Here is a 3,939-nt window from a genome sequence, read left to right on the forward strand (position 1 = left end):
TCGCCTATATCCTCAATAGGCTGCTTTATATTTGATATTTTAGGCTGTATAACATGTGATAGCACCCTTGAAAACGGATTGTCAGTTATATCATCAAAGCTTAAAACTGAAACCTCCTCCGGTACTTTGATCCCATGCTCAACTATGGCTTCTGCAGCACCTAAAGCCATAAAAAGATTGGCAATAAAAATCAGCGTAGGTCTATCTTTCATATTATAAATTTGCATAAACAATTTTTTTCCACTTTCCTGTTTAAAATCCCCAAAAAGTATATAGTCATCATTTATAGGCACACCATAATCTTCCAATGCCCTCAAATATCCTTTGTATCTCTCTTTTGCCGTATATATTTCCTGAGGTCCATTTACTACCCCAATCTTTCTATGACCCTTTTTTATAGCCTTTACTAATGCATTATAAGTTCCATTTAAATTATCTACCATCACACTGTCACATTGTACCCCAGGAATCAACCTGTCTATAAGAACAACCGGTACATCCTTGTCCATCACCGCTTTTATGTATTGGTCAGTCATGCCGCTGGAAGCAAATATTAATCCATCTATCTTTTTATCTAATAAAAATTCAAATCTCTGCCTCTCTTTTTTTATATCGTCGGAATAATCACACAAAATTATGCTGTAACCCTGACTGTTTAAAAAGCTTTCACAACTCTTTATTATTTGCGTATAAAATATATCTGTAATATCGGGTATCAGTACACCTACAGTATAAGTGCGATTGGTCTTCAATCCTTTAGCTATCGGATTTACTCTGTAATTTAACTTTTTTATTGCCTTTTCTATTTTGATTCTGTTGCTTTCTTTGACTCTTCCACCGTTTAAATATCGAGAAATTGTCGACTTTGATACGCCTGATTCGCGTTCGACATCAAGAATTGTAGCCAATCTGTTTCCTCCTAATAGGAACGTTCCCAGTTTATCTATATTATATAATTTATATGAAGATTAATCAATGATTTATTATTTTTATTTCAATTCGATTTGTCCAACCATCAAATCCAATATTATCTGCTGCCTGGATTTAGCCTTCTGATAATTCTCGTTGGGATTATACACACTGGGAGCTTGAATTATTCCTGCCAACATCGCACATTCCTCTAGAGTGAGCTGTTCTACATCTTTATTGAAGTAAGTCCTGCTTGCCTGATAAATACCATGTGCACCTGATCCAAAATATATCACATTAAGGTACATCTCCAAAATTTGTTGTTTATCATACTGTCTCTCTAGGGCAACCGCCAATAACATCTCTTTAAACTTTCTGGAAAAAGTTTTTTCTGATGACAACACTGTATTTTTAACCAGTTGTTGCGTTATAGTACTGCCTCCCTGTACAATCTGTCCATTTTTAATGTTGGCAAATAAAGCTCTGGTTATGGATATTAAGTCATATCCACCATGATTGTAAAACCTTCTATCCTCTACCAATACCACAGCATCCTTCAAATTCTTAGGTATGTTTTCCATCGTTACATAATTAGGCACATCTGCTTGTACCTGCTCCTTAAAGCTTTCATCTATTGAATAGACCTGACTGTATTTATGTATAATGAAATTGATACCCAGACCAAAACCTACAACCAACACCACGATTAAAATTATAGCCCTTATCCTCTTCATATTGTATTTCTCCTTTTTGTATAAATACCCAAATATTAATATTTTATGCACGAAAAACATATTATGCTTTAAGCTGATAACAGCCCATCATTTATATTCTACTATGAAAAGTTATCAGGCTACATTACAATTGTGTAAGAATTGGGTTTTATTGAATTTTAATAAAAATCCGAAGTCCTTTGCAGCATATAAGGTAAATTTTCTATTTCCTTTTTAAGGAGTATGTAATAAAATAGGCTATTCCAGAAATCAATATAATGGTAGCTCCCGATGGTATGTCAAAAAAGTAGGATACTACAAGACCCGAAATACAAAATACTGCGCCTAAAACTGCAGACAACAGCATTATTTTTCCTAGATTATATGTGAACAGTTTTACAATAGCAGGTGGTACAGTGAGCAATGCTATCACAAGTATTATACCTACAATCTTTATAAGGACCACTATTGTCATAGCAATAAGGATGAATAATACCTTTTCAAGTAAGGGGGCACTTATTCCTAAAACTTGAATAAATTCTTCATCAAACAGATATGCCTTCCAATAATTAAAAAGTGAGGTAAAACAAAGTACTATTATTGCATCTAACACCAACATAATATTTATATATCTATCGGATACTGTCAATATATCCCCAAAAAGATATGATGTCATATCGGGGGGATAGCCGGGCATAAATGCAACAAACAATATCCCTATAGCCATTCCTACCGACCAAAACATACCTATCAAGGCATCCGAATTGGTGTTTGTTTTACGCCTGATAGAAGATATGCCCAATGCCGATATCAACGAAAATAATAAAGCGCCTAAAATAGGTTCTATACCTAAAAAATATCCTAATCCTATTCCCCCAAAAGATGCATGGGCTATCCCTCCGCTCATCATGACCATCTTCTTTTCAACAATGATAGTGCCAATAATTCCGCAAACTACGCTGGCCAACAATGCGCTTATCACTGCATTTTGCATAAAATTATACTCTATAATTGCATCAAACATAGGTCAAACCCCCCGATGCTTTTCTAACACCCTATGGGGAACTCCGTGAGCAATTAAATCAATAGGACAACCATATACACGATTTAGCGTTTCTATATCCAATTGAGAATCCCCATGATAATACAACCGTTTATTTATACACGCAATAGTTTTGACGTAAGAAGCCATCACCCCAATGTCATGACTCACCATTACAATAGTCATTTTTCTATTAATATCTTTGAGCAATTTATATATTTCTGTGCTGGAATTGGAATCTATATTGGCTGTAGGTTCATCCAACAATAAGATATCCGGTTGTAAGCATAAGGCTCTGGCGATCAACACCTTCTGCAGTTGTCCTCCCGACAGCTGCCCTATCTGACGGTATCTTAAATCTATGAGTCCTAGTCTATCTAATACATCTTCTGCCGCAGAAATATCTGAGGAAGAATACCTACTAAAAAGCTTAATTGGCTTTTTAAGCCTACCCATAAGCACTACATCCATAACATTTATAGGAAAACTCTTGTCAAATGAAGTAAATTGCGGCACATATCCCATTCTCTTCGTGTCATCCCTTACAACACTTCCTTCAGACGGTGTTATAAGACCCATGATAACCTTTAAAAGAGTAGTTTTACCTCCTCCATTAGGGCCTATGATAGCCATGAAGTCTCCATCTTCTATATTCAAATCTACATCTTGAATAGCACAAACACGGTCATAAAAAACACTTACCCCTCTAATTTGTATACAGCACATAATTTATTCCCCCTGAAGCACATCTTTAAATGTATCTGCCATGCTCGCCAGATTTTCTAAATAATCCTCAGCTAACGGCTCAATTTTCTGGGTTCTGCCTCCAATCTCTTGAGCCAAAGTCTCAGACTGCTGGCTGTCTATCTCCGCTTGATAAAATATGACCTTTATTTGCTTTTCTTTTGCTACATCAATTATTTGCTGCAACCTTCTCGCAGTAGCCTCCTTGCCATCTTCCTCTACAGCGATCATTTCCATATTATAATCATCTGCAAAATAACCAAATGCAGGATGATATACTATAAATGCCCTATGCTTAAGAGAACTTAAAGTTTCCTCTATGTAATCATCCATCTTATCCAACTGTTTTTTATAGCGTTCAGCATTTTTTTCATATATTCCCGAATTTTCAGGATCAATACCTGACAATTCTTGGGCGATTATATCTATCATCACCTTCACCCTTTTAGGCGAAAGCCATATGTGAGGATCCCTCTCCCCTGGAGAGAACTCCCTGTCCGGATAGACTTGGGCTACCCTATCTGCAAGATC

At 36.0% G+C, this 3,939-nt stretch carries 5 protein-coding genes; all 5 read right to left on the reverse strand.

Annotation, left to right across the window (positions count from 1 at the left end; translation table 11 throughout):
* Nucleotides 1-908 (reverse strand): LacI family DNA-binding transcriptional regulator (locus PHP06_10730; GenBank protein ID MDD3841015.1); only part of this gene is annotated, 908 nt, incomplete at its 3' end.
* 81 nt (nt 909-989) lie between these two features.
* The gene (locus tag PHP06_10735) at nt 990-1,643 is read right to left on the reverse strand and encodes a transglycosylase domain-containing protein (GenBank protein ID MDD3841016.1); all 654 of its coding nucleotides are present in this window, start codon (nt 1,641-1,643) and stop codon (nt 990-992) included.
* Between the two features lie 202 nt (nt 1,644-1,845).
* The gene (locus PHP06_10740) at nt 1,846-2,646 is read right to left on the reverse strand and encodes a metal ABC transporter permease (protein MDD3841017.1); all 801 of its coding nucleotides are present in this window, start codon (nt 2,644-2,646) and stop codon (nt 1,846-1,848) included.
* Nucleotides 2,647-2,649: 3 nt separating this feature from the next.
* Entirely contained in the window at nt 2,650-3,390 is a 741-nt protein-coding gene (locus PHP06_10745) for a metal ABC transporter ATP-binding protein (GenBank protein ID MDD3841018.1), read from the reverse strand.
* Between the two features lie 3 nt (nt 3,391-3,393).
* Nucleotides 3,394-3,939: zinc ABC transporter substrate-binding protein (locus PHP06_10750; protein MDD3841019.1), on the reverse strand; the 546-nt coding region annotated here is incomplete at its 5' end.

Source organism: Clostridia bacterium, assembly GCA_028698525.1.
Classification (GTDB): Bacteria; Bacillota; Clostridia; order JAQVDB01; family JAQVDB01; genus JAQVDB01.

What these genes read in the sequence shown, in the direction of transcription:
- PHP06_10735 (MDD3841016.1), bottom strand. Translation starts at nt 1,643, where the DNA reads ATGAAGAGGATAAGGGCTATAATTTTAATCGTGGTGTTGGTTGTAGGT.
- PHP06_10740 (MDD3841017.1), bottom strand. Translation starts at nt 2,646, where the DNA reads ATGTTTGATGCAATTATAGAGTATAATTTTATGCAAAATGCAGTGATA.
- PHP06_10745 (MDD3841018.1), bottom strand. Translation starts at nt 3,390, where the DNA reads ATGTGCTGTATACAAATTAGAGGGGTAAGTGTTTTTTATGACCGTGTT.